Genomic DNA, 24,172 nt, shown 5'->3' on the forward strand with positions numbered 1-24,172 from the left:
CGAACAGGCCGAAGGTCCACGCGGCACCCGACCGACCTCCGTGGAGCCGGACTCAGGTGATCCGCCAGATTCGCACGTTGCCCTCGCCCCCGCCGGTGATGGCGAGGAGACGGCCGCCGGACTCCGCGACCACGACCGACTCCACGTTGTGATCATGGTCCTTGAAGGGCCGGCCCAGTGTCTCGCCCGTGGCCAGGTCGTGGACCCGGGCCGTGCCGTCGTTGCCGCCCGACACCACGACCACGCCCTTGCCGGCGCGCACGACCGCCAGCGCGTAGATCCACCCCGTGTGCTCCGCGTACGGCTCGCGGGCCTCGCCACCGGTGATCGGGTCCTCCACGCGCACCTTCCGGTCCCCGCCTGCGGAGAGCACCACGGTCGTGCCGTTCAGCTCGGCCGTCGTCACCGCCGAGACCTGGCTGCCGTGCTGGGTGACCTGCTGCCCCTTGCCGTCCTCGATCCGCCACTTCCGCACCTGGCTGTCGGCGCCCGCCGTCAGCACCACCGTCTCCCCACGGATGTCCGCGAACGCGACCCCGAAGACGGCTCCCTCGTGCGCCCTCCGGCTGCGTCCGATCTCCTTGCGGGTGGCGAGGTTCCACACGCGTACGTCCCCGTCGCGTCCGCCGGTCACCGCGATCGGCTTCCCGTCCACGGTGGCCGCCGTGGCCGAGAAGACCGGGCCGCCCGTGTTGATCTTTCCCATCGCCTTGCGCGCCGCGAGGTCCCACAGCCGAACGCTCCCGTCGTCGCCCGCCGAGACCGCGCCGGGCTTGCCGTCCAGCTCGATCGTCGCGACGGAACGCACCCAGCCGGTGTGGCCGGTGAGTGTGCCGAGCGGCTTCCGGGTCGCCAGGTCCCACAGCCGCAACGTGCGATCCCTCGACCCCGACACGATCACCTGCGCCTTGCCGACCCGGGCGACGGCCACCGCGTTCACCGCGTCGGTGTGCCCCCGCAACGGTCCGCCGACCGCCCGTCCCGTGACCTTCCCGATCCCGGCCGGCTCGGTGGTCGGCGGTGTGCTGGGAGTCGGGGACGGGGTGCCGCTCGGCCCGGCGCTGACGACGGTGACCGGGTCGGCTCGGACCTCGCCCCGCGTGGCCGGCCACGTGACCGCCAGTACGGCGACGCTCGCGACCGCCACGGCCACCGCCCCCGTCACCAGCCCCCGCCGCCGCACCCGCCACGCCCGCTCCTCCCGTCCCATCGTCCGAACCGGCCCCCGAGCCGCAACAGGGCCCGACGCCGCAACAGGACCGGGACCTGGATCTGCGCCTGGAGCCGGATCGTGCACCGGCGGCTGAAGCGGCGTCGGATCCGGTGGTCGGAGCGGGTCCGGGACCGGTGCGTGAGCCGGGGGTAAGGGGATCGGGGGTAAGGGGTGGTCGTCGGCGGGCGGCGTGTGGGTGATGAGCTTGAGAAGCAGCTCGGCGGCCGTGGGCCGGGACTCCGGGTTCTTGGACAGGCACCGGGCGAGCAGCGGGCGGATGCTCTCCGGCACCTCCGACAGGTCGGGCTCCGCCGACAGGATGCGGTGCAACACGGCGGGAATGCTGTCGTCGCCGAAAGCGGGCCGCCCCGTGGCGGCGTACACCATCGTGATCGCCCAGCTGAACACGTCGGACGCCGACCCGACCCGCTTCCCGCCGATCTGCTCCGGCGACATGTACGTCGGCGTGCCGATCGCGCCGCTGGTGATGGCGGCGGACGCGTCGAGCGCACGGGAGATCCCGAAGTCGATCACTCGGGGTCCACCGGGCCCGAGCAGGACGTTGCCCGGTTTGAAGTCCCTGTGCACGATGCCCGCCTGGTGGATGGCCGCCAGCGCGGTCACCGTGCCGACGGCGATGCGCTGCAACACCGCCCCGGCCCGCGGCCCCTCCTCCTCGATGCTCCGTTGCAGCGACACCCCTTCGATGTACTCGCTGACCACATAGAGGGAGTCGGCGGTCTCACCGGCGTCGAGCACGCGGGCCGTACAGAACTCGGCGATCTGCCTGGCGACCTCGATCTCCTGGATGAAGCGCCGCCGCGCGTCAGGCCGCTCCGCGTGACTGACGTGCAGGACCTTGACGGCGACCGGCTCGCCCGTCCGTCCCTCACCGAGGTAGACGACCCCCTGCCCGCCCTGCCCGAGCCTGCCCACGATCGGGTACGGCCCGACGAGCGCGGGATCTCCCGGCCGTAACGGAGAACCAGGCATCGACTTCCTTTCCACCCGGGGGACGACCGCCCCGGCGCACAGGCCTCATCCTGCCCGCCCGTGCTTTCAGTCGCCTTGAAGTGCCTCGTGCGGGGTAGGGGAACGCCAGTGACGGTAACCGGAGAGGGGAGACCCATGGCTGACGATGCGACCGGTCGCCTCCGCGAGATCGAGCAGGAACTGTCCGTCCTCCGCGACGAACTGGGCGAACGCAACGACGACCCCAAGGACGCCGGCGACGCCGGCGCGGAACTCACCCGCATACAGGAGCAAAGCGCCCTGATCGAGTCCCTCGAATCGGAAAAGCGCCGCCTCCTCGAAAGCTCCTGACGCCACCGGCACTCCCGGTACCGCGCCACAACCTGGGTTGCGTCGTGTCCCCCGGCCGCACCGCGCTGACCGAACGCGGCCACCATTCCCCGAAGAACATGGCCAACGGCCGGGTCATACGACGCGCAACCACGCACACCTCCGCGATGGGAACCCGCAGAGCCCCGCCGTCGACGGCGGGGGGGCGCCAAGGTGGCTTGCCGTACGACACAAAGATGAGGTCAGGGGTTGGCTACGTGGCGGAGCGGTTGGGACTGGGTGTAGCGGGCGACCTCTTCGGCGATGATCTGGGCGGCCTTGGCGGCCGTCTCGCGGCTGGCGCCGGCCAGGTGGGGGGTCATCACCAGGTTCGGGGTGGTGAGGAGGCGGGAGCCGGCGGGGATGGGCTCCTGGGGGAAGACGTCGAGGGCGGCGGCGAAGAGGTGGCCCGAGTCGAGGGCGTCGCACAGGGCCTCGTAGTCGAGCAGGGCTCCTCTGGCGCAGTTGACGACCACGGAGGCGGGCGGCAGCGCGGCGAGTTCGGCGGCGCCGATCATCCCGGTGGTCTCGGCGGTGGCCCTGGCGTGCAGGGAGAGGAACCGGGAACGGGCCAGCAGTTCGTCCAGTTCGACCTTCTGGACGGCGGGGTCGAGCCCGCCGGGGTTCACGTAGGGGTCGTAGACGAGCACGTGGGCGCCGAAGCCGCGGAGGATCCTGGCGACCCTGATGCCGATCGCGCCGTAGCCGACCAGCCCGACGGTGTTGCCCTCCAGTTCCGGCCCCACCCGGTCGTAGCTGTAGTAGTCGCTGGACCAGGTGCCCGCCGCCAGGTCGCCGTGGGTCGCCGGGATGCGGCGGGTGGCGGCGAGCAGCATGGCGAGGGTGTGCTCGGCGGTGGCGGCGGCGTTGCGGCCGGGAGCGAAGGTCACCGCGACCCCGGCCCTGCTCGCCGCCTTCAGGTTGGCGTTGACGGGCCCGCCCCTGCCGACGCAGAACAGCCGCAGGTCGGGTGAGGCGGCGAGCACGCGCTCGGTCAGCGGAGCCATCTGGGTCACGCAGATCTCGACTCCGCGCAGCGCCTCGATCAGCTCGTCCTCCACGTCGGACGCCTCGTCCACCTCGGCCACCCGGCCGAAGGGCACGATCGGCCAGGGCAGCGTGAGCTCCCGCACGTCCAAATCAACGGACACCTCGCGCCTGAGCGCGTCGATGAGGAGCCGGTTCAGGACGAAGTGGTCGCCGGCGGCTAGGACTCGGATCGTCACAACGGGTTCCAATCAGGAGGTCGGAGAATTGAACTGCAGGATCGCGGCCCGCCCGTCCCGCAGGCGGATCTCGGTCACTCCGCAGTTGTCCAGTCGGGGGAAGACCCGGCGATACTCGCCCAGCGGCACCCCGATGAGGTGGCACAGGGCGAGCCGGATCGCGGTGGTGTGCGCGACCACGAGGATCCGCCCGTCGTCCTGCCCGGCGGCGATGTCGGTCAGGGCGGCCACGAAACGTTCGGCGGCGGCGTGGGGGTCCTCGCCGCCCGGCAGGGGATGGGCGGCCGGATCGCGCTCGAAGGCGGCGCGGGCCTCGGGGAACCGTTCGCGCATCTCGGCCGTGGTGAGCCCGTCGCCCTGGCCGAAGTCGAGTTCGCGCAGCCGGTCGTCCGTGCGCACCTCCCGGCTGACGGCTTCGGCGGTGATCCGGGCCCGGCTCAGCGGGGAGGCCCACACGCCGGTCAGCCCGGCCGTGCTCGCCCAGACGGCGAGCCGTTCGGCCTGCTCAAGCCCGCGCGGGGTCAGCTCGACGTCGGTGAGCCCGGTGTAACGGTTCTCGGCGTGCCACACGGTCTCCCCGTGTCGCGCCAGCACCAGAGTCGTCAACGTGCCGTCCTTTCGTGGGCGTGGCCGGCCGCCTGGTCGGTCAGCCAACCTCGGTCGTTCAGCTCGTCGACGAAACGCAGGTAGTCGCCGTCGAGGTCGTGCCCGGCGCGCGGCGGCACCACGGCACGGGTGCGGATCATGTCGTCGGCGACCTGCGGCAGCCGGCCGCCCTCGGCGGCGGCGAGCAGGGCCATGCCGAGGGCGGGTTCCGCGTTCTCGCGCAGCGTCACCGGCCGCCGCAGCACGTCGGCCCGCAACTGGTTCCAGTACGGGCTGCGCGTCGCGCCGCCGGTCAGGATGATCTCGCCGTCCACCGGGGCGCCGAGCAGGTCCAGGTAGTCGAAGCAGAGCCGCTCGATGAAGGCCGCGCCGCGCAGGAACGCCGCGTAGCGTTCGACGTCGTCGGCGGGGCTGCCGAGGGTGAACGACTCGGCCTGCGGCGCGCTGAAGGGGAAGCGCTCCCCGGTGGAGAGCAGCGGGTAGGTCGTCGCGGTGAGATCACGGCGAGCGGCGGCCTGCCGGCCGAGGTCGTCGAGGTCACGGCCGTCGAGGTCGCGGGCGAGGACGCCGGCGCCGGTGCTCGACGCGCCGCCGGGGAGCCAGCCGCCGTCCGGCGCGCGGTGGGAGTAGACGACGCCGAGCGGGTCGTGGATCAGCTCCCGGCTCGCGCCCTTGAGCACCAGGGTGGTGCCCAGCACGCTGTTCCAGCTGCCGGGCCGCATCGCGCCCGCGCCGAGCTGCGCCGCGCACCCGTCGGTGGTGCCCGCGATCACCGGGGTGCCCTCGGGGAGGCCGGTGGCCGCCGCCGCCTCGGCGCAGACCACGCCGAGCCGGGTGCCCGGCCGTACGAGGTCGGGGAGGAGGCGGGCGGGGACGCCGAGCGCGTCCATGACGGAGGCGGGCCAGGACTCGGCGATCAGATCCGCGCCGGTCTTCAGCGCGTTGCTGAGATCGGCCGGGACGTCGTGGCCGATCAGCCGCCGGTTGACGAAGTCGTTCTGGTGGGTCAGCCGTGCTCCGGGGACGACGTCGGCGTGCTCGCGCAGCAGCCACAGCAACTTCGGCAGCGCCCACATGGCCTGCATCCTGCGGTAGCCGAGCCGGGACCAGACGGCGTCGCCGACCTCGTTGACGCGCTCGACCTCGGCCGCGGCGCGCCTGTCGTCGTACATGAGGGCCGGGGTGACCGGGTCGCCGTCGCGGTCGGTCAGCAGGACCGTGCCCGAGGTGGCGGTGACGGCGACGCCGCCGACCAGCTCCGGCGGCACGTCACGCAACGCCTCCCTGGACGCGGCGGCCAGCTCCCGCCACCACTGCCCCGGGTCCTGCTCGTGCCGGGGCCCGTCCCTCCTGCTGGTGAGCGTACGGCCGGCCGCGCCGAGGACCTTGCCCTCACCGGAGACGGCCATCGCCCGCACGCTCTGGGTGCCGAGATCGAGCCCGATCCAGATCTTCACGAACCGCTCCTGTCACGCATCTGGGCGAGCAGCGGCCAGGACACCGCGTTCGCCTCGCGCAGGGCGAGGAAGTCGCCGTACATCTGGGCGTATCGCTCACTGGCCGCCGGATCCGGGTCGACGGCGTCGCCCAGCCGTACGTGCTCGTGTGCCGCGGCCGGCACGTCCGCGGCGGCGCCGGTGGCGACGAGGCCGATGAGGTACGCGCCCCGGGCCCCGACTTCGGCGTCGCGGGATCGGAACACCGGCACGCCGGTCACGTCGGCGATCATCCGCAGCCACGGCGCGCTGGCCGCGCCGCCGCCGCTCACCCGCAGCTCGGGCGGCCGGCTCCCGGACGCGACCAGGCAGTCCTGGACGACGAGGGTGAGCCCTTCGAGGATCGCGCGGGCGACCTGCTCGCGGCCGTGTTCGAAGGACATGCCGAGGAACGCGCCCCGGGCCAGCGGGTCGAAGAAGGGGGCCCGCTCGCCCGCCGGGGAGAAGTACGGGAGGAAGGCGAGCCCGCCCGCGCCCGGAGCGCTGCGCTCGGCCAGTTCGCCCAGGTCGGCGGGGTCGGCGAGGCCGAGCAGGCGGCACGCCCACTGGACCACCTCGACGCCGGCGAAGGTGGGGAACGCGCGGAGGAACCTGCCGGACACGCCCGAGGCGACCGTGATCCCGGCGGGCGGGCCCGCCGTGTCCGGGCGGGCGACGACGGTCTGGGTGCACAGGGTGGTGCCCAGGATGCTGCACGCCTGGCCGACGTCCACCGCGCCGACGCCCAGCGCGGTCGAGGCGATGTCGTAGGGGGCCATGACGACGGGGGTTCCGGGTGGGAGGCCGGTGAGCCGGGCCGCGTCCCCGGTCAGCCCGGCGACGCGCCGGGTGTCCTCGCGCAGTTCCGGCAGCAGCCGCTCCGCCCAGTCCATGCCGAACAGTTCGAGCAGCTCAGGGGAGTATCTGCGGGTGCTCAGGTCCATGAAGGGCGCGGACGCGTCGGACTCGTCGCAGGCGATCTCGCCGGTCAACCGGGAGAAGATCCAGCCGCCGCAGGTGAGGAACGAGCTGGATCGTTCCAGCCGGGAGGGGTCGTTCCGGCCGAGCCAGGCGAGGATGGCGTGCGGCAGTCCCGAGGCCGTCAGGTTGCCGTTGAGCCTGAATCCGCGCTCCACGATCCCGGCCCGGGTCCACTCGTCGATGATCTCGGTGGCCCTGCCGTCGTTCCACAGGATGGCCGGGCCGGTCGGTGCGCCGGTCTCGTCGACGAGCCAGCAGCCGTCGCCCTGGGCGGTGATCGAGACGAAGTCGACGGCCTCGCCGAGTCGCCCGGCGACCTGCCGTACGGCCTGGACGACCGCGTCCCAGACGGCGGGCATGCTCTGCTCGGCCCAGCCGGGCGCGGGGCGGGCCACCCCGGCCTCCCGGCGGGCGACCGCGGCCTCCGCGCCGCTCGCGTCGTAGGCGACCGCCTTGATCATGGTCGTGCCGGCGTCGACACAGATGACCGCCATGGTCAGGCCCTGCCGTGTGAGGTACGCGATCTGCGTGAGACCGAGTCGACGATCACGGCCAGCAGCAGGACGCCGCCGGTGACCACGAACCTGATCGAGGAGTCGAGGTTGAGCAGGGTCAGGCCGCTGGAGATCGACTGGATCACGATGATGCCCAGCAACGCCCCGAACGCCGTGCCGCGGCCGCCGAACAGGCTCGTCCCGCCGATCACGGCCGCGGCGATCGCGTTGAGGTTGATGTCACCGCCGCCGCTGCTCGGGTTGACGGCGGCCAGCCGGGCCGCGGCGAGGATGCCGCCGATCGCGGCGAGCGTGCAGCACAGCACGAAGGCGGAGCTGTAGACGGCTTTGACGTTGATGCCGGCCCGGCGCGCGGCTTCCACGTTGCCGCCCACCGCGTACACCGCCCTGCCCCACTTCGTCCGGGACAGCAGGTAGTGCATGATCAGCACGAGCGCCACGAAGAAGACGAACATCCAGCCGAGGCCGCGCGTCTGGTTGAGGTACCACAGCACGAAGCCCAGCACCACGAGCAGCGCCCCGCTGCGGGCCAGCAGGGCCGTGAGGCTGCTGGCCGACAGTCCCGCGTTGCGGCGGTCCCGCGCGTGGAAGAAGCCGCTCGCGAAGAGCGCCCCCGCCGCGACCACGGCGAACACGTACGACAGCCACGGCGGCACGAAGGCGAACTGGGCGAAGGTCACCAGCCCGGAGTCGAACGGCAGGTTGATCGAGCCCCGGGAGCCCAGCACGTAGAGCTGCAACCCGAGGAAGGCCAGCAGGCCGGCTAGCGAGATGACGAAGCTGGGCACGCCGAACCGGTTGTAGATCTGGGAGTACAGGTAGCCGATGGCCATGCCCATCACGACCGCGACGGCGATCGCGATCCAGGCGGGCAGGCCCTGGCCGACGAAGAGCACGGCCACGACCGCCGCCGACAGCCCGCTGACCGACCCGACCGACAGGTCGATCTCGCCGACCAGCAGCACGCAGACGATGCCCAGCGCGATGACGCCCACCGCGGCGGACTCCATCGCCAGGTTCACCAGGTTCGCGCTGGACAGGAAGACCGGGTTCAGGATCTGGAGCACCGTCCAGATGACCACGAGCCCGACGACGACCGGGATCATGCCGAGGTCTCCGCCGCGCGCCCGGTCGATCACGGTCGTGAGCCCGCCGCGCAGGCCGGCGCGGGCCTGCAGGCGCTCGTCCTGCAGGTCCGTCGCGACCGCCTCGGGACTGTCGGTCAGCTTCACTGGCGGGGTCCTTCCTCGACGGTCGCGTCCCCGGGTACGGCACGGCGGGCCGCGCGCTGGGTGACCACGTTGTCGCTCGCTCCGGTGATGGCGGCGACGATGTCCTCGCTGGAGACGTCCCGCACGTCGAACACGCCGTTGTTCCGGCCGAGCCGCAGCACGACCACGGTGTCGGCGACGGCCTTCACGTCGGCCATGTTGTGGCTGACCATGATGACGCCGAGGCCGTTCTCCCTCAGCCGCTCGACCAGGTTGAGCACCTCGGCCGTCTGGGCGACGCCGAGGGCTGCGGTCGGCTCGTCCAAGATGATGATCTTCGGGTCGCCGAGCAGCGACCGGGCGATCGCCACGGTCTGCCGCTGGCCGCCGGACAGCGAGGCGACGGGGACCCTGACGGTCGGGATCTTCGCGGAGAGCTGGCGGAGCAGGTCCCAGGAGCGGGTCTCCATCGCCACCGTGTTCAGCCGCAGCGGCCGCAGTTCCTGGCCCAGGAACAGGTTCTCGACCACGTTGAGGTTCTCGCACAGGGCGAGGTCCTGGAAGACGGTCGCGATGCCGAGGTGGTGGGCGGCGGCCGGGGTCGGGATGTGGACCACCCTCGACCCGAAGGTGATCGTTCCCGAGTCGGGCGGATGCACCCCGGAGAGGATCTTGACCAGGGTCGACTTCCCCGCGCCGTTGTCCCCGACCACGGCGACGACCTGTCCGGCGGCCACGTCTAGGTCGATGTCCGTGAGCGCCGCGACCGCGCCGAACGTCTTGCTGATGCCCCGTAGGGTCAGCACGCTGTCGCGGCCGTCCACCGGTTGCTGAGGGGACAATTCCACTCCCTGAGGTCGATGGGTGATCCGCTACTTGATGCCCAGCTCGGCGCAGCCCTTGGCGTACGGGGCGGTGCACACCTCGGCGGCCTTCATGATCCCGGACTGGAACAGCACCTCGTTGATGTTCTCCTTGGTGACGACCGTCGGGACGAAGAGCTGGGAGGGCGTGTTGAAGAGCGTCGCCTTGCCGACCGGCTTCTTGCCCTGGACGAACTGGAAGGCGACCTCGGCGGTGGCCTCGGCCACGATCTTGATCGGCTTGGAGATGGTGTTGAACTGGTCTCCGTTGATGATCCGCTGCGCGGCGGCGACCTCGGCGTCGTTGCCCGTGACCGGGGGCACCGGCACGTCGGCGGCCTTGAAGGCGGCGATGCTGCCGCCACCGGTGCCGTCGTTGGCGGCGACGACCCCGACGATCTCGTCACCGAACTGGGTGATCTGACCGCTCACCCAGCCCTGGGCCTTCTCCGGCTGCCAGTCGGGGGTGTCGAACTCGGCGAGCAGCTTGAAGCCGCTCGGGTCCACCGCGCTGTGGATGCCCTTCTTGATCAGACCTGCGGCGGCGTCCGTGGGCGAGCCGTTGACCTGGAGGATCCCGCCCTTCGCGTTCTCCGCCTTGAGGTGATCCACGAGCGACTGGCCGATCATCGAGCCGATCTTCTCGTTGTCGAAGGAGACGTAGTAGTCGGCGGGCGTGGCCGGGATCGGCCGGTCGTAGGCGATGACCGGGACGCTCTGCGCCTGCGCCGTCTTCACGATGGTCGCCGCCGCGGCCGAGTCGACCGGGTCCAGGACGATCGCCTTGACGCCCTGCGCGAGGGCCGAGTTCGCCTGCTGCTGCTGCTTGGCGGCGTCGGAGTCGGCGTTCTGGTAGATCACCGAGCAGGTGGAGCACAGCGCCTTCATCTTGGCCTCGAACAGAGGCTTGTCCGCCAGCTCGTACCGGGTCGAGGCGAGGTCGGGCATCAGGAACGCGACTTTGGCGTTCTCCGAGCCGCCCGCCGGCGCACCTTCCTCCGGGGTGGATCCGGACGCGCACGCGGTGAGCACCGAACCTGCAAGGACTGCTGACGCGACGATTGCGGTCGCCCGTACCTGAGCTCTGTTCACGGATTCATTCCTTTACTCGCCGCGTGTGCGCGGACGATTCCGAACGCTCGCCGGCCACCGGAGCTCGAAACGCTCCCGCTGCCTCGAATGCGATGAGGCGCACGGCCGCGCCTGTCTCCTTGTGAGGCACACGCTAGCGCGGGGCCAGAATATTTGTCCAGCAAAAGTGTTCAGGGATTTCAAACATGCCTTGACCAGGCATTCTGCCCGTGGGCGAGGACTACACTCCTTGGTGCGAGGCCGCGAGGAGCCCTTCGGCGGTCGGAGTGTCGGTCACGAGCTGGTTGAAGTAACCGCCCCGCGCGCCGGCGATGATCGAGATGAGCTTCTCCACACCGACCGCGACAGCGATCGACACCGGGATCCGCCGGAGGTCGTCAAGGCTCGCCGCGACGAGACGATCGCTCCCCGGATATCCGACCGGCTCGCCGTCCCGGTCGTAGAAGCGCGAGCACACGTCTCCCACGGCGTGGCGCAGGCTGGGCGCGTCGGAAGGCACGAAGGCCGGGGTCACCTGGCGGGCGAGCGGGGCCGACCCGACGCCCACGATCGCGCACTTCGCGTGCGCCCACAGGTCCATCACCCGGCGCACGGACGGCTCGTGCTGCAACGAGTCGAACAGCGCGGGTCCCGGCAGGGCGGGCGCGTAGAGATAGCTCGGCACACCGCCGACCCGCTCGGCCAGGATGCGCGCGGTCTCGTTGGTCTGGAACCAGGGCTGCGGCTCCTCCTGCCCGCCGACCGCCGGCGCGATGGTGACGCCCGGCAGCCGCCCGAACCCCTCCTGGGCGCACTCGTACACCGTGCTCCCCGACGAGACGAGCACGATGTCGCCGAACTCCAGCCCCGCCGTGGCCAGCGCCCGCGCCAGCCCGGGAGCCAGCCACGGGCCGAGCCTCGCCCCCGCCGCCTTGGGCACCAGATAGACCCGCCGCAACCCCAGCGCCTCCGCCACCTCCGTCGCGAGGGGCCCGTCCTCCAGGCTGAACGGCCGGTGTACTCTGATCTCCACCAGCCCCTGCCTGCGGGCCTCGGTGAGCAGGCGGCTGACCGTCGCCCGGCTCACACCGAGCCTCTTGGCGATGTCGGCCTGGGTCGCGTCCTCAAGGTAATACTGTGATGCCGCCGCGTACATCAGCTCCTGAGGGAAACGCGCCGGGGCCTCCGCGGATTCGGAGACGGAAGCCTGCTGCGGATCGGCGGCATTCATCGCACGTCCTCCTGATCCCGGACTGCTGAACATTTGTGCTGAACGGATGCACAGACTATATCCCGGCACCCTCGTATCCACCCCCCGGCGTCCCGGCGTTTCGAGGACCGCCCACGACGGCCAGGCCGTACGGCCCGCGTCCCCGGCTCAAGGATTCAGCAACGCGACGTGGCGCCGAACGTAGCCGCTGCCAGAGCCCTTCACGGGATGCGCGCCAGAACCGCACCCGCGATGTCCGGATCTGTGGGCTAGTGGTCCTTGTGGACATCTCCGGGGGCCGCGAGGCTGGTGGGGTGAGAGATGTGGTCGTGGCCGTCTATGACGGAGTGGTGCTGCTGGACGTGGCCGGTCCGGTGCAGGTTCTGCACGGGTCCGGCGGCTACCGGATCCGGCTCGCCTCGGTCGACGGACGCTCGGTGCGTACGGACATCGGTGCGCCCTTGGGGGTGGACCTGGCTCTGGGCGAGGTGGAGGGATCGGTCGGCACCTTGCTGGTGCCGGGTTACGCCTACCCCGACGGTGACCGCCCGGCCGAGCCGTTCCTGAGCCGGCTGCCCGATCTCGCCCGGCGCGCGCGTCGGGTGGCCTCGGTGTGCACGGGAGCGTTGCTGCTGGCGGAGGCCGGGTTACTGGACGGGCGGCGGGCCACGACGCACTGGGCCGCCTGCGCCGACCTGGCTTCCCGGTTTCCGCGGGTCGCCGTGGAACCCGATGCCATCTTCGTGCGGGACGGACCCGTGGTGACCTCGGCCGGCGTCACCGCCGGGATCGATCTGGCGCTCGCCCTCGTCGAGGAGGACTGCGGTCCAGACATCGCGCGGGCGGTGGCCAAGCACATGGTGGTGTTCCTGCAACGCCCGGGCGGCCAGTCGCAATTCAGCGTTCGCGCAGCCGTCGCCACGCCCCGCCACCCCGCGTTGCGCCGGCTCCTGGACGCGGTCGCGGCCGAACCGGCGGCCAACCACACCCTCGCCGCGATGGCGGACCGCGCCGCGGTGAGCGAACGTCATCTGACCAGGCTCTTCCGCCGTGAGGTCGGCCTCACCCCCGGCCAGTACGTCGAGCGAATCCGGGTCGAGGCGGCGCAGGCTCTCCTGGAGACCAGCGCGGCCGGCGTGGACTCGGTCGCCCGCAGTTGCGGCTTCGGGTCCGACGAGACGATGCGCCGTGCGTTCCTGCAGGTCCTGGGCACGACACCGACCGCCTACCGCCGGCGCTTCCGCACCTCCCATGCCAACCCCTGATGTGACCGTCTCAAAGGAGATCACATGAGCTCGTCCCTGCCCCGCCGCACCTTACTGGGAGCCGGCCTCGCCGGTGTAGCCGCTCTCGCGGCCGGCACACCCGCCGCGTCCGCCAAGACCACCGAGTCCGCCGACCTGTCCTTCCCCGCCACGCCGATCGCCCGGGCGGCCCACCGGCTGGTCACGGACGCCCAAGAGCCGTACCTGCGCAATCACAGCCTGCGCAGCTTCCTGTTCGCCCGGGCCGCCGCCGCGCAGGCCGGCCGCCGGCCGGGCCGGGACTACGACGCCGAGGTCATGTTCCTCATCTGCGTGCTGCACGACATGGGACTGACCGCCCGCGCCGACACCGGCCAGCGGTTCGAACTCGACGGCGCCGACTTCGCCGCCCGGTTCCTGGAGGAGCGCGGCATCACCGACCGCCGCGTCGACACCGTCTGGGACGGTATCGCCCTGCACACCTCCTACGGCCTCCACCGGTCGCCGGTGTTCGCCCGCCGCCGCCCGCCCGAGATCACGATCGCCCAGGACGGCATCGGCATCGACCTGACCGGCGGCCCCGACGCGCTTCCCGCCGGCTACGCCGACCGTGTACACGCCGTCTACCCCCGTCACGGCGGCGCCCGTACCCTGACCGACGCCATCATCACCCAAGGCCTCGCCGATCCGCGCAAGGCGCCGCCCATGACCCTGCCCGGCGAGATTCTGCACCAGCGGCATCCCGAGGCTCCCTACGCCACCTGGGAGAACATCCTCGACGCCAGCGGCTGGGACGACTGACGGGGGCGTTTCAGCCCATTGAGCCGCTGCCGTCCAAGCAGGCCCGGGGATTGGCGCGGATTCGACCAGCCGCAACACACGATCATGTGTAAGGTGCGACCGCTGAGGACGGCTCGACATTTCACCGCAAGCCGTGTGGCTGGATATGTCATGATTCCCGCCATGCAGTGGATGGTGCGGGGCGTAGTGGCCGTGGGCGGACTGCTGATCCTCGGGTATCTGGCGTTCGACATCGCCGTCAACGGCCGTATGTCCGGCTCGTTCACGGTGCTGCTCATGATCGGAATACTCGTCGTGCCCGCATTGATGCGAGTCCGCACCGAGCTGGCCTTGTTCGACGGGCACGGGCGGCTGGCCGCGCTGCGGCAGGTCGCCGGGAGCGTCGAGGTCGAGGGCACCGAGATGGAGGTCCGCAATCGGACGGGCAAGGCACTGATCTTCTGGTTTCCGGTACTGCTCCTCGACGGTCTGGTTGTGCTGGTGATCATCGGCCAGGCCCGCATAGGCGCCTGGGCAGGGATGATCAGCTCCACCGTGCTGCTCGGCGTGCTGATGTACGCCACGGTGCGGAGGCTCCAACCCGGTCCGATCCTGATCCTCAACGAGAGAGGGATCACCTTCGTCCGGCTCGGGGTGCACCTCACGTGGCGGCAGGTGCAGGCGGTCCGCCTGAAGCCGGTCGTCCGCCCGCACCTCATCCTGGGCGGCAGCGAGACCGTCCTGTGCTTCGCGCCGCACGACGTCGAGCGGGTGCGGCGCGAGATGCGGCCGCTCCCCCGGCTGCTGACCTCGGTGGCGCGGAACTGGTACGGCACGCCCCTGGCCATCTTCGACGCCCCGCTCGACTCGGCCGCAGAGGAGATCGCCGCCATGGCCGAGCGGTACTCCGGCCGGGACGACATGGCACACGACATCCGCTGACCGGCGAACCGAGGACCGTCAGTCCCCGCGCACGTGGGTGGGCGCGAACATGCGAGGTACGGCGGGCAGCACGACGATGCCGGGGCCGGGGCGGGCGAGGGCCGCCGCAAGGTCCGCGGCCAGCCGATCGGCCGAGGAGATCTGGGCCGGGATGTCGAAGGACGCGGCGAGGGCCACGAAGTCGGGCCTGGTCAGTTCGGTTCCGGTGGCGACGCCGAAGGCGTCGTTCATGTACTCGCGCAGGATCCCGTAGCCGCCGTCGTCGATGATCAGCCAGGTGACGTCGAGTCGGTGCTGGCGTGCGGTGGCCAGCTCGGCCAGGCCGTACATCGCGCCGCCGTCTCCGGAGACCGCGAGCACCGGCCCGCCCGCGCAGGCGGCGCCGATGGCGGCGGGAAAGGCGTAACCGAGCCCGCCCGAGCCTTGGGCGGACCACATCGCGCCGGGGAAGGCCGACCAGGCCCAGTAGGTGAGGATGGTCATGTCCCAGAAACCGGGGACGTCCTGCGGGATGGCCCGCAGGAGGGAGAGCTCCAGGTCATAGGGCGCGAGGCGGTTCGCCACCTTTTCGAGGACCTGCGCCACCGCCGCTTCGGCCCGCCCGTCGGGCTGCCGCGGCCGCAGGTCCCTCGCCAGGGCGGCCAGCGAGAGTTTCGCGTCGGCGTGGATGGCGATCCCCTCCCCCAACGTTCCCGGATCGGCTTCGATGTGGATCACCTGGCCGCGCGGCCGCATGGTGTGGTAGTTGGTGGACAACTCGCCGAGCCCCGAGCCTGCCACCAGGAGCACGTCGGCGTCCTCCAGGAACTCGGTGAGATACCGGTCCTCCAGCCATGACTGCAGCGACAGCGGGTGCCGCCAGGGGAAGGCCCCCTTCGCGCCGAAGGTGGTCGCCACCGGTGCGCGCAGCTTCTCCGCGAGTGCGAGCAGCTCCGGCTCGGCCCCCGACAGCGGCACCCCTCCCCCGGCGAGGATCACCGGATTCCTCGCCCCTTCCAGCGCACGCATGGCCTGCGCCAGCAGTTCCGGTCGGGGAGGCAGCGCGGGAGGTGACGTCCGCACCTGGGTGGCGGCGGGTATCTCGGTCTCGCCGAGGAGGACGTCCTGCGGGATCTCCACCCAGGTGGGACCGTGCGGCACCGTCATCGCGGTCTCCCACGCCTGGGTGAGGGCCGTGGTGATCTGCGCTGCCGTCCGGACGACGTGCACCGACTTGACGACGCCTTCAAAGCTGCGTGCCTGGTCGGGAAGCTCGTGCAGGTATCCCTTCCGGCGACCGCCGAGCCCGTCGGACGGGATCTGGCTGCCGATTCCCAGGACGGGGGCGCACGCCGTTCGCGACTCCATCAGAGCGGGGAGCGTCGCCAGCGCGCCCGGCCCGGTGGAGACCATGAACGGCGCGACCGTCCCGGTTCTGCGGGCGTAACCGTCCGCGGCGTAGGCCACGCCCAGCTCGGTGCGCCCGCCGATGTAGCGCAGGGAGGACCGGCGCAGCGCGTCGATCATGCCGAGGGCGTGCTGACCCGGCTCGCCGAACACCGTCGTGGCCCCGAGAGCGGCCAGCGTCTCGACGACCAGGTCTCCACCGGTCCTCAAGTCACGTCCTGCAGGGCGAGGAGGCTGATCAAGTCGTAGGCGACGTGCGCGGCGGCGATCGAGGTGATCTCGGCGTGGTCGTAGGCGGGTGCGACCTCGACCACATCGGCGCCGACCAGGTTGCACCCGGCCAGGCCGCGGAGGATCTCCAGCAGCTCGCGGCTGGTGAGCCCGCCGGCCTCCGGGGTGCCGGTGCCCGGGGCGTGTGCCGGATCCAGGACGTCGATGTCGATCGAGAGGTACAGCGGCCGGGCGCCGATTCGCTGCCGCAACGCGTCGACGACCTCCACGACGCCGCGGCGCATCACGTCGGAGGAGGTGATGACGCCGAAGCCCAGGCGCCGATCCTCGGCGAGGTCGCGCTTGCCGTACAGCGGGCCTCGGGTGCCGACGTGGCTGAGCGCCTCGGTGTCCAGGATTCCCTCCTCGACCGCCCTGCGGAACGGGGTGCCGTGGGTGTATTCGGCGCCGAAGTAGGTGTCCCAGGTGTCCAGGTGCGCGTCGAAGTGCACCAGCGCGACCGGGCCGTGGCGTTTGGCGACCGCGCGCAGCAAGGGCAGCGCGATCGTGTGGTCGCCGCCGATGGTGACCAGCCGGGCCTGAAGGGAGTCCGCCGTGTGCTCGATCGTCTCGATCGCCTCGCCGATGTCGAACGGGTTGCAGGCGATGTCGCCGGCATCCGCGACCTGCGAACCGGCGAACGGCGACACGTCCAGCGCGGGGTTGTACGGCCGGAGCAACCGGCTGCCCTCGCGCACGGCTGCCGGACCGAAGCGGGCGCCGGGCCGGTAGGACACGCCGGCGTCGAACGGCACGCCGACGATCGCGATGTCGGTGTCACCCACCTCGTCCAGGCGTGGCAGCCGCGCGAACGTGGCGGGTCCGGCGAAGCGTGGCACGCGGGCGGCGTCGACAGGTCCCCGGGGCATGGTTGTCAGGTCTTCCCTTCACTAGGTGCGAGTCAAGTCTGCAAGGCGCAGGTCATCGACATCAATTGTGTGAGTCACAGAGGATCTACCCGTGGTTGTGGCAACCCACAAAACACAGCCCTCTAATAACATGATTCGATTGCGGAATGTGAGTTCTTGCTGACTCTTGACACAGGCCACCGGACGCCCTCAGGATCCTGGGAAACACCGTTTACTGAGAGGCAACCGCGTTGTCTGACCAACTTTGGGGTGGTCGTTTTCGGGCCCCGCCGGATCCCGCGCTCGTGACCCTTTCCCGGGCTCCGGACAGCTATTTCCGCCTGGCGCCCTACGACCTGGCGGGCTCGCGCGCTCACGTCATCGAGCTCCAGCGGGCCGGCATCCTCGACGGCGCGGAAACGTCCCGGTTGCTCGCGGAGCTGGACCGGCTCGACGAGGACCTGCGTGCCGGACTGGTCGTCCCGATCGCGTCGGACGAGGACGTCCACACCTTCCTGGAACGGGTCCTCGTCGAACGGCTCGGGCCACTGGGCGGCAAGCTCAGAGCGGGCCGCTCGCGCAACGACCAGACCGCCAACGACCTGCGGCTGTACCTGCGTGACCACGTGCGGAAACTGGTGGTCGCACTGGGCGACCTGCAGGACGCGCTGGTGGCCCAGGCCCGCCGGCACACCGGCACGGCGGCTCCCGGCTTCACCCATCTCCAGCCCGCGCAGCCGATCGTCTTCGGACACCAGCTGCTGGCCCACGCCCAGGCCTTCGCCCGCGACGTCGACCGGCTGCGGGACTGCGATCGTCGTACGGCGCGCTCCCCCCTCGGGGCGGCGGCGCTCGCCGGTTCCGGCATCGCCGTACATCCGGAGCTCTCCGCCCGGGAGATGGGCTACGACGGCCCGTGCGAGAACTCCATCGACGCGGTGGCCAGCCGTGATCACGTGGCCGAGTTCCTGTTCGCCGCCTCCATGCTGGGCGTGGACCTGTCCCGGCTGGCCGAGGAGGTGTGTCTGTGGGCTTCCCAGCAGTTCCGCTGGGTGTCCCTGCATGACTCCTTCGCCACCGGCAGCTCGATCATGCCGCAGAAGAAGAACCCGGACATCGCCGAGCTGACCCGCGGCAAGGCCGGCCGTCTGCTGGGCAACATGAACGGGCTCCTGGCGACGCTCAAGTCGCTGCCCCTGGCGTACAACCGGGACCTCTCCGAGGACAAGGCGGCCGTACTGGACACCGTCGACACCCTCGCGATCGTGATCCCCGCCATGGCCGGGATGATGCGCACCCTGCAGGTGAACGTGCCGGAGTTGCGCCGGCAGGCGACCGCCGGGTTCACCCTCGCCACCGAGGTCGCGGACTGGCTCACCCGCAAGGGCGTCCCGTTCAACGAGGCCCACGAGATCAGTGGCGCCCTGGTGCAGGTGTGCGAGGACAAGGGTCTGGAACTGCACGAGGTGCCGGACGAGGACCTGACCGCGGTCGACCCCCGGCTGACCCAGGAGGTGCGCGCCTGTCTCACCATCGAGGCGGCGCTCGCGGCCAGAACGGGCTACGGAGCGACCGCACCGGACCGCGTCACCGAACAGATCGACCGGCTGGAGGTCGTGCTCGCCGGACACCGCGCCTGGGCCGCCTCCTACGAAGGCCCCCGGGCATGATCTCGATTCCCGCCTCACCGGACCTGGGACCGAGGGTGCGGGAGATCCGCAAGCGCCGCCGATTCAGCCTCACGGAAGGCGCCCAGCGCGCCGGGCTGACCAAGGGATTCCTGTCCCGTTTCGAGCGCGGCCAGGTTTCGATCTCCGTCGCGTCGCTGCTGCGCCTCTGCGCGGCCCTCGACCTCGACGTGGCCGAGCTGTTCGGCGACCCCGGCGGCAGCCTGGTCCGGGCGGAGAGCCGGCCACGTGTCCAGTTCGGCGGAAACGGCATGACGGAGTTCCAGCTCACGCCCAAAGACGAGCAGCGGCTGCAGGTCCTGCTCAGCGTGATCGAACCCGGCGGCGGATCGGGGCAGGAGCCCTACACGCTGCCGGTCGACATCGAGTTCGTGCACGTGCTGGGCGGAGAACTCGCGGTGGACGCCGGCGGTGAGGAGATCACTCTCGCCGAGGGCGACGCGTTCCTGTTCCCCGGCAACTGTCCGCACACCTTCATCAACCGCGGCGGCGTCGCCGCCAAGGTTCTGTGGGTGCTGAGCCCCGCACTCACCTCGCGCCGCTAACACCGGAGTCCCTTGTGCCCCAAGTCCAGAGCCGTCATGGCCCTTCCGTCCTCGAAAAGACGGACATCGCCCATCTGCCCCGCTTCGCACGGCGGCACTACGGCCGTTACGTCGCCGCGGTCGCGGTGCTGGCCGCACTCGCGATGATCGTCTCCTCGTTCGCCAATGCGCAGATCGAGTGGGAGGTGGTCAGGCAGTACCTCACCACAGAGGCGATTCTGCACGGCGTGCTGAACACGATCGTCATGGCCGTCCTGGCGATGCTGGTCGGCGTGCTCCTCGGTGTCCTGTTCGCAGTGATGCGGATGTCGAAGAACCCGGTGACCCGCGGTGTGGCCTTCCTGTACGCGTGGATCTTCCGGGGGACGCCGCAGCTGCTTCAGCTCTTCCTCTGGTTCAACCTCGCGCTGATCTTCCCGTATTTCGTGCTCCCCGGACTCATCGAGGCCCGGACGGTGGATCTGATGACCCCGTTCGTCGCGGCCCTGCTGGGTCTCGGCATCTGCCAGGGCGCCTACACCTCCGAAGTCGTCCGCGGCGGCTTGCTGTCGGTGGACCAGGGACAGACGGAGGCCGCGCAGGCCATCGGGATGACCCGGACTCAGACGTTGCGGCGGATCGTGCTGCCGCAGGCGATGCGGGTCATCCTGCCGCCGATCGGCAACGAGTTCATCAGCATGGTCAAGCTGACCTCGCTGGCCAGCGCCATCCAGTACCAAGAGGTGCTGCACAGCGCGCAGAACATCTACTACGCCAACAACCGGGTCATGGAACTGCTCTTCGTCGCCACGTTCTGGTACCTCATCGTCGTCACGATCCTCAGCATCGGGCAGTCGCTCGTCGAACGCCGCTTCTCGCGTGGCCACCGGCCGGCGAGCTCGACGAAACCATCGATGATCCGGCGGCTCGTCTCACGGGGAGGTCAGGCATGATCCGCGCGATCGACGTCCACAAGCGCTTCGGCGACAACCACGTGCTCAAGGGCATCACCCTTGAGGTGGCCAAGGCGGACGTCATGTGCATCATCGGCCCCTCGGGCTCGGGCAAGAGCACCTTCCTGCGCTGCATCAACCAGCTTGAGGCCACCGACGACGGCGCCATCTGGGTCGGCGACGAGTTGCTCGGCCACGAGGTGCGCGACGGCAGGCTTCACCAGCTCACCGACCGGCGGATCGCGCGGCAACGCCGTCCCGTGGGGATGGTCTTCCAGCGCTTCAACCTCTTCCCGCACATGACGGCCCTGGAGAACATCGTCGAAGGACCCATCAAGGTCCTCAAGGAGTCACCGCAGGAGGCACGCGGTCGCGGGCTGGAACTGCTGGGCCGGGTGGGCCTCGCGGACAAGGCGGGGGCATATCCCGCGACGCTGTCCGGCGGGCAACAACAGCGGGTCGCCATCGCCCGAGCCCTCGCGATGAATCCCCAGCTCATGCTCTTCGACGAGCCGACGTCCGCGCTGGACCCCGAGCTCGTCGGCGAGGTGCTGGGCGTGATGCGGGACCTCGCCCTCTCCGGCATGACCATGATCGTCGTCACCCATGAGCTCGGGTTCGCCCGTGAGGTCGCCAACCAGATCGTCTTCATGGACGACGGCCGTGTGGTGGAGACCGGGACCCCGGCGGACGTGCTCACACACCCCAAGAACGAACGAACCCAAGCATTTCTCTCGGCCGTGCTGGCCTGATCACCTGGAGGGCTCCCTTGCCTCGTCGCCTCACCATTCTCGCCGGCCTCGCCCTGGCCGCCTCGGCCTGCACCGCACAGGCGCCGCCGAGTGTCACCTCGGCCACGAAGGGCGGACTGCCCGCCAAGATCGCCGAATCCAAGACGCTTGTGATCGGCAACGTCTCGAACTATCCGCCCCTGGAGTACAAGGACCCGGCCACCAACAAGCTCACCGGCTTCGACATCGACCTCGGAGACGCCATCGGAAAGCAACTCGGCGTCACCGTCAAGTGGCAGGAGACCTCCTTCGAGCAGCTCCAGAGCGCGGTGACCACCGATCGCATCGACATGATCATCTCGGGGATGAGCGACCTGCCAGCCCGCCGCGAGGCGCTGGACATGGTCGACTATCTGAGCTCCGGCGCGCAGTTCTTCACGACGGTCGAACAGCAGAAGAGCGACGGCTACAAGTCTCCGGCCGATCTGTGCGGCAAGACGGTCGGGGCCAGCCGCCGTACCTCCTTCCCCGGTGAGATCAAGAAGTGGAGCACGCAGAACTGCGCCGCCGACCCGATCAAAGTCGTCGGCAGTGAAGGGTCGGCCGACGCGCGCACCCAGCTGACCCAGGGCCGCCTCGACGCGGCCGTGCAGGGGAGCGAAACCCTGCCCTACATCTCCAAGCAGGAGCCCGGCACCTTCGTGACCGTCGGCAAACCGTTCACCACGGTCCATCAGGGCATCGGCTTCGCCAAACGGAACACCCAGCTCCGTGACGCCGTCGTCAAGGCGCTTCAGACCCTCCACCAGAACGGCGCCTACGCCGGACTGGTCGACAAGTGGGGCCTGAAGGAGAACGCCATCGACCAGGTACGCGTGAACGGCGCCCCCACGCAATGAGGACCATGCGCTTCGCCGGCGACCCCGGCCACCCGGCGAACGGCCGCACCCCGGCATGAACGCGGCAGCCGTACTGGCGGACTTCGTGACCTCGGCCGACGTGCAGGACGACGCCGTCATCACCAAGGCCGGACAACACCTCCTCGACACCCTCGGCGCCGCATTGGCCGGAAGCACGACGCCCGCGCCGGGGATCACCGGGGCCGGTGACGCTCCCCTGTGGGGCACCCCCTTCACCCTGACTCCGCGCGACGCGGCTCTGCTGAACGGCATCGCGGCACACGCGCTCGAACTCGACGACACCGGCGGCTGCGACCACTCCGGCGCGGTCGTCGTCCCCGCCGCGCTGGCCTGCCTCAGCCTCATCGATCGCGAGGTCAGCGGCACCGAACTGCTGACCGCCGTGGTCCTGGGCTACGACGTGGCGCGCCGGGTCCTGGAGGCGTGCGGCGGTTATGCCGCGCACAACCAGTCGGGCTGGCATTCCACCGGGACCTGCGGCACCTTCGGCGCGGCCGCCGCCGCGGCCCGCCTGCTCGGCCTCGACCCCGGGCAGACAGCCTCCGCGCTCGGACTGGCATCCAGTTTCTCTTCCGGACTCTGGGCGTTCGTGCACGATGGAGCCACGAGCAAACGCCTGCACGCCGGCCGTGCCGCCGAGGGCGGGCTCACCGCGGCGCTGCTGGCCACTCGCGGCATCACCGGCCCCGGCCAGGCGTTCGCCGACGTCTGGGGCGGCTTCCTGACGACCTTCGCCGGTGACGCCGCCGACCCGGGCGCGTTGACCCGCGATCTCGGCACGTCGTGGCGCATCTCCCGCTGTGCGATCAAGCCCTACTCGTCCTGCCGCAGCACCCACTCCTCGATCGACGCCATCGGGCGGCTCCTCACCACCATTCGGCCCGAGGAGATCGCCATGATCAAGGTACGGCTGAGCCCGCTGATCGCCGACATGTGCGGCGGCCGGATTCTCACCTCGCTGCCGCAGGCGCAGATGAGCCTTCCCTACGGCGTCGCCGCCCGCATCCTGTACGGCAAAGCCGACCTGGCGGCCTACGCGCCCGAGCGCCGGGCCGACCCCCGCCTCGCCGACCTGCTCGACCGCATCGTGCTCGACGTCGACCCTGCGATGAGCGGCACCGATGAGCCCGAGCTCCTGCTCACCACAACCGATCACCAGGTGCACCGCGCCCGGGTGACCGACCCCCTCGGTTCGCCGACCAACCCTCTCGGCGAAGAGGAACTCCTCACCAAGTTCCGCGGGCTGGCCGCCACGGTGCTGCCCTCCGCAGACGCCGTGGCACACCTCGTGACCCACCTGGACGAGGCCCCCGACGTCCGCCGACTGCCCGGCCTGCTCCTGACCTGACGTCCGCTCCACACGAGACGCGTGACAGGGCAGTCGCAGACGAGCCGTCCTCAGCTCGCCGCCTGCTTCACGAGTGCGCCGATCCTCGCCTCGTCGTCGGCGGTCAACTCCGTCAGCGCGAAGGCGGTCGGCCACATGGTGCCGTCGTCGAGGTTCGCCGGGTCGTTGAAGCCGAGGGTCGAGTACCTCGCCTTGAACTTCGCCGCGCTTTGGAAGAAGCAGACGACCTTGCCGTCCTTGGCGTACGCGGGCATGCCGTACCAGAGTTTCGGCGCCAGGGCCGGCGCGCTGGCCTTGATGATGGCATGGAGCCGCTCGGCGGTGACCCGGTCCTCTTCCTCCATCTCGGCGATCTTTGCGAGCACGTCGCTCTCCCCGTCGGCTTTGGCCGCGCGCGGGCCGCGGCGCGCGGCCGTCTTCAGCTCCTTGGCGTGCTCCTTCATCGCGGCTCGTTCTTCGTCGCTGAACCCGTCGAACTTCTTGTCGGTGCTCTTGGTGGCCTTACGTGTTTCGACCATGGTGGGAATCTCCTTGTCGGCGAATCTTGGTAGGGAGGGGTCTTGCGAAGGCGGCTGGTGCGGCTTCGCTGAGGGAGTTGACGGCGATGAGGCGGGTGATCCCAGGCCACGGAGTCGAGCACGCTGCCCGGGATCGCGCACCGCTCATCCCCAGGCGCCGGCGATCTGCCGGGTGGTGGCATTGAGCCGGTTGAACAGGTTGGTGACGCCGATCATCAGCACGATCGCGGCCAACTGCTTCTCGTCGAAATGGGTGGCGGCCCTGTCCCAGACCTCGTCGCTCACCGCGTCGGCACGGTCGGCCAACC

At 70.6% G+C, this 24,172-nt stretch carries 22 protein-coding genes; 10 read left to right on the forward strand and 12 right to left on the reverse strand.

The genetic code is table 11. The features are described 5' to 3' along the window. Positions 1-52: 52 nt before the first annotated feature. Positions 53-2,206, reverse strand: a complete 2,154-nt coding sequence (locus tag MBA17_RS07830; protein ID WP_238495604.1) for a WD40 repeat domain-containing serine/threonine protein kinase — start codon at positions 2,204-2,206, stop codon at positions 53-55. A gap of 135 nt (positions 2,207-2,341) precedes the next feature. Here MBA17_RS07830 and MBA17_RS07835 point away from each other — a divergent pair, with 135 nt between their 5' ends. Then, positions 2,342-2,536, forward strand: coding sequence for a hypothetical protein (locus MBA17_RS07835; protein ID WP_238495605.1), 195 nt, complete (start codon positions 2,342-2,344; stop codon positions 2,534-2,536). A gap of 221 nt (positions 2,537-2,757) precedes the next feature. On the opposite strand, the gene MBA17_RS07840 is transcribed toward MBA17_RS07835, so the two are convergent. From MBA17_RS07840 to MBA17_RS07875, 8 genes are all read right to left on the reverse strand, one after another. Beyond that, entirely contained in the window at positions 2,758-3,780 is a 1,023-nt protein-coding gene (locus MBA17_RS07840) for a 2-hydroxyacid dehydrogenase (RefSeq protein WP_238495606.1), read from the reverse strand. A 12-nt stretch (positions 3,781-3,792) separates the two neighbouring features. Further along, the gene (locus MBA17_RS07845) at positions 3,793-4,386 is read right to left on the reverse strand and encodes a histidine phosphatase family protein (protein WP_238495607.1); all 594 of its coding nucleotides are present in this window, start codon (positions 4,384-4,386) and stop codon (positions 3,793-3,795) included. Then, positions 4,383-5,843, reverse strand: a complete 1,461-nt coding sequence (locus tag MBA17_RS07850) for an FGGY-family carbohydrate kinase (RefSeq protein ID WP_455432714.1) — start codon at positions 5,841-5,843, stop codon at positions 4,383-4,385. The genes MBA17_RS07845 and MBA17_RS07850 overlap by 4 nt, the downstream gene beginning before the upstream one ends. Then, on the reverse strand, positions 5,840-7,336 hold the full coding sequence (locus MBA17_RS07855; RefSeq protein ID WP_238495608.1) for an FGGY family carbohydrate kinase: 1,497 nt from the start codon (positions 7,334-7,336) through the stop codon (positions 5,840-5,842). Before MBA17_RS07855 ends, MBA17_RS07850 begins: the two co-directional genes overlap by 4 nt. A gap of 2 nt (positions 7,337-7,338) precedes the next feature. After that, positions 7,339-8,589 carry a sugar ABC transporter permease gene (locus tag MBA17_RS07860; RefSeq protein WP_238495609.1) on the reverse strand — a complete coding sequence of 417 codons (1,251 nt, stop codon included), beginning with the start codon at positions 8,587-8,589 and terminating at the stop codon, positions 7,339-7,341. Beyond that, positions 8,586-9,410: an ATP-binding cassette domain-containing protein gene (locus MBA17_RS07865; protein ID WP_238495610.1), complete on the reverse strand. Its 825-nt coding sequence runs from the start codon at positions 9,408-9,410 to the stop codon at positions 8,586-8,588. The genes MBA17_RS07860 and MBA17_RS07865 overlap by 4 nt, the downstream gene beginning before the upstream one ends. Positions 9,411-9,440: 30 nt before the next feature. After that, on the reverse strand, positions 9,441-10,523 hold the full coding sequence (locus MBA17_RS07870) for an ABC transporter substrate-binding protein (protein ID WP_238495611.1): 1,083 nt from the start codon (positions 10,521-10,523) through the stop codon (positions 9,441-9,443). Between the two features lie 220 nt (positions 10,524-10,743). Then, a complete protein-coding gene (locus MBA17_RS07875) occupies positions 10,744-11,733 on the reverse strand; it encodes a sugar-binding transcriptional regulator (RefSeq protein WP_238495612.1) in 990 nt (329 codons plus the stop codon). Between the two features lie 293 nt (positions 11,734-12,026). Between MBA17_RS07875 and MBA17_RS07880 the strand changes: the two genes are divergently transcribed. The 3 genes from MBA17_RS07880 to MBA17_RS07890 all read left to right on the forward strand — a co-directional run bounded on the left by MBA17_RS07880 (position 12,027) and on the right by MBA17_RS07890 (position 14,678). Continuing rightward, a complete protein-coding gene (locus MBA17_RS07880) occupies positions 12,027-12,977 on the forward strand; it encodes a GlxA family transcriptional regulator (protein WP_238495613.1) in 951 nt (316 codons plus the stop codon). Positions 12,978-13,001: 24 nt separating this feature from the next. Further along, the gene (locus MBA17_RS07885; RefSeq protein ID WP_238495614.1) at positions 13,002-13,757 is read left to right on the forward strand and encodes an HD domain-containing protein; all 756 of its coding nucleotides are present in this window, start codon (positions 13,002-13,004) and stop codon (positions 13,755-13,757) included. 162 nt (positions 13,758-13,919) lie between these two features. Further along, positions 13,920-14,678 carry a hypothetical protein gene (locus MBA17_RS07890; protein WP_238495615.1) on the forward strand — a complete coding sequence of 253 codons (759 nt, stop codon included), beginning with the start codon at positions 13,920-13,922 and terminating at the stop codon, positions 14,676-14,678. Between the two features lie 18 nt (positions 14,679-14,696). Here the strand turns inward: MBA17_RS07890 and MBA17_RS07895 are convergent, their stop codons facing one another. Continuing rightward, positions 14,697-16,274, reverse strand: a complete 1,578-nt coding sequence (locus MBA17_RS07895; RefSeq protein ID WP_238495616.1) for a thiamine pyrophosphate-binding protein — start codon at positions 16,272-16,274, stop codon at positions 14,697-14,699. Next, positions 16,271-17,203 (reverse strand): agmatinase, encoded by a 933-nt coding sequence (speB, locus tag MBA17_RS07900; RefSeq protein ID WP_238495617.1) that lies wholly within the window; start codon positions 17,201-17,203, stop codon positions 16,271-16,273. Before speB ends, MBA17_RS07895 begins: the two co-directional genes overlap by 4 nt. A 230-nt stretch (positions 17,204-17,433) precedes the next feature. Between speB and argH the strand changes: the two genes are divergently transcribed. The 6 genes from argH to MBA17_RS07930 are packed head-to-tail and all read left to right on the forward strand — an operon-like array spanning position 17,434 to position 23,346. Continuing rightward, positions 17,434-18,852, forward strand: coding sequence for an argininosuccinate lyase (gene argH, locus MBA17_RS07905; RefSeq protein WP_274385034.1), 1,419 nt, complete (start codon positions 17,434-17,436; stop codon positions 18,850-18,852). Beyond that, a complete protein-coding gene (locus tag MBA17_RS07910; protein ID WP_238495619.1) occupies positions 18,849-19,415 on the forward strand; it encodes a helix-turn-helix domain-containing protein in 567 nt (188 codons plus the stop codon). Before argH ends, MBA17_RS07910 begins: the two co-directional genes overlap by 4 nt. Before the next feature lie 14 nt (positions 19,416-19,429). Next, positions 19,430-20,347 (forward strand): amino acid ABC transporter permease, encoded by a 918-nt coding sequence (locus MBA17_RS07915; RefSeq protein ID WP_238495620.1) that lies wholly within the window; start codon positions 19,430-19,432, stop codon positions 20,345-20,347. Then, positions 20,344-21,099, forward strand: a complete 756-nt coding sequence (locus MBA17_RS07920; protein ID WP_238495621.1) for an amino acid ABC transporter ATP-binding protein — start codon at positions 20,344-20,346, stop codon at positions 21,097-21,099. The genes MBA17_RS07915 and MBA17_RS07920 overlap by 4 nt, the downstream gene beginning before the upstream one ends. A gap of 17 nt (positions 21,100-21,116) precedes the next feature. Beyond that, on the forward strand, positions 21,117-21,977 hold the full coding sequence (locus MBA17_RS07925; protein WP_238495622.1) for an ABC transporter substrate-binding protein: 861 nt from the start codon (positions 21,117-21,119) through the stop codon (positions 21,975-21,977). A gap of 55 nt (positions 21,978-22,032) precedes the next feature. Next, positions 22,033-23,346, forward strand: a complete 1,314-nt coding sequence (locus MBA17_RS07930; protein WP_238495623.1) for an MmgE/PrpD family protein — start codon at positions 22,033-22,035, stop codon at positions 23,344-23,346. Positions 23,347-23,396: 50 nt separating this feature from the next. On the opposite strand, the gene MBA17_RS07935 is transcribed toward MBA17_RS07930, so the two are convergent. After that, complete coding sequence (locus tag MBA17_RS07935) at positions 23,397-23,864, reverse strand: iron chaperone (RefSeq protein WP_238495624.1); 468 nt, start codon at positions 23,862-23,864, stop codon at positions 23,397-23,399. Positions 23,865-24,172: the final 308 nt, after the last annotated feature.

Source organism: Dolomitihabitans soli, from assembly GCF_022213955.1.
GTDB lineage: Bacteria > Actinomycetota > Actinomycetes > Streptosporangiales > Streptosporangiaceae > Streptosporangium_A > Streptosporangium_A soli.